1 protein-coding gene is annotated in these 1,134 nt (G+C 54.7%); it reads right to left on the reverse strand.

The window, feature by feature from the left end:
• The coding region (locus DI606_RS20250; RefSeq protein ID WP_293985821.1) for a hypothetical protein at positions 1-421 on the reverse strand (421 nt) is incomplete at its 3' end.
• Positions 422-1,134 lie beyond the last annotated feature (713 nt).

A 1,134-nucleotide genomic window follows, 5' to 3' on the forward strand; every position in this document is an offset into this window, starting at 1 on the left:
CGCGATCTGGCGGCCAGAATGACGGCCGAAGTGCCAGCTGCCAGCGCCACCTGAACGAACCAGAGAGAGAATTTCGATGGATGTCCTGAAACAGATTATCGAGACATACCGCCACATGATCCCGACCGATTGTGAAACTGCGCGCGCTATCGACCGGGGAGCCTCGGTCGAAGAGATCTGAGCCAGCGCGACGAGCGATGGTCTGCATGATTTTGCGGGAGCACTGTTTTCCGCTGACATCGAAGTGGTACAGACGAACCACGGACCGATCGAAGCCGACGAAACACTCCTGGACAACATCGACCAGGTTCTGGCGGACTACGAGCACCGGCTTCCCCCGAACTGCGAAACGGTCCGCCTGATCAAGAGCGGTGCGCAACTGGAACTGATTTCTGAAGCGGCCGAAGCCGAAGGGTTGCACGATCTGGTTGCTGTCCTATTCGAAGCCGAACAGGAGCGATTTCTGGGCGGTGCTTCATAAAGTATGCTTACTAGGAGGCAGCGATCGGGAACGGCTGCCTGCGCAATGTCCACATCGATTGGCAAATCATGGCATCGTTAGTCTGCCATCGAACGTCAGAAATTTAGTCAATGGCACCTGAATCCAGACGAACAAGACGTGACCCAACTCCGGACTTTCATGGATCGGTGCGAACACATGCGGACAAAAGAGTACTCTTAATCAGCGGGTCCTAGGTTCGAGCCCTAGTGCGTCCACCAAATTTCCCGCATATTTCAATAGATTAAATGACCCTTGGACCTTCCGGATTTCCGGTCGCAGATCGCTAGGTAGCTCTCTAGGTAGCAGCGGATTCAGCGAGGGTTGATCAAGGCATTGCGATGAAAAGCTGGATCCATCGTGTGCTTGAGTCTGTCTTGCTCGATCAACACTTGGGGTTCAGCGACCAGGATTAAGAATCGCGGCGTTTTTGCGCAGCGCTTCGACAACGGCATCGGTCACCGCCCGCACTCTCGGCATGTGGCGCATGTCGACATGCACCCCAATCCAGATGTCTCGAACAAGGTCAGCTCTGTCTGTTGATTGCCGCTGAGAAGTGACCCGGGGTTTTCATCGAGAAGTGACCCACCTTGCGATTATGTTTCGGATGTCAGGGGTGGGTCAAGATGGGGTTT

It is taken from the genome of Sphingobium sp. (genome assembly GCF_003248505.1).
In the GTDB taxonomy this organism is placed as follows: Bacteria; Pseudomonadota; Alphaproteobacteria; order Sphingomonadales; family Sphingomonadaceae; genus Sphingobium.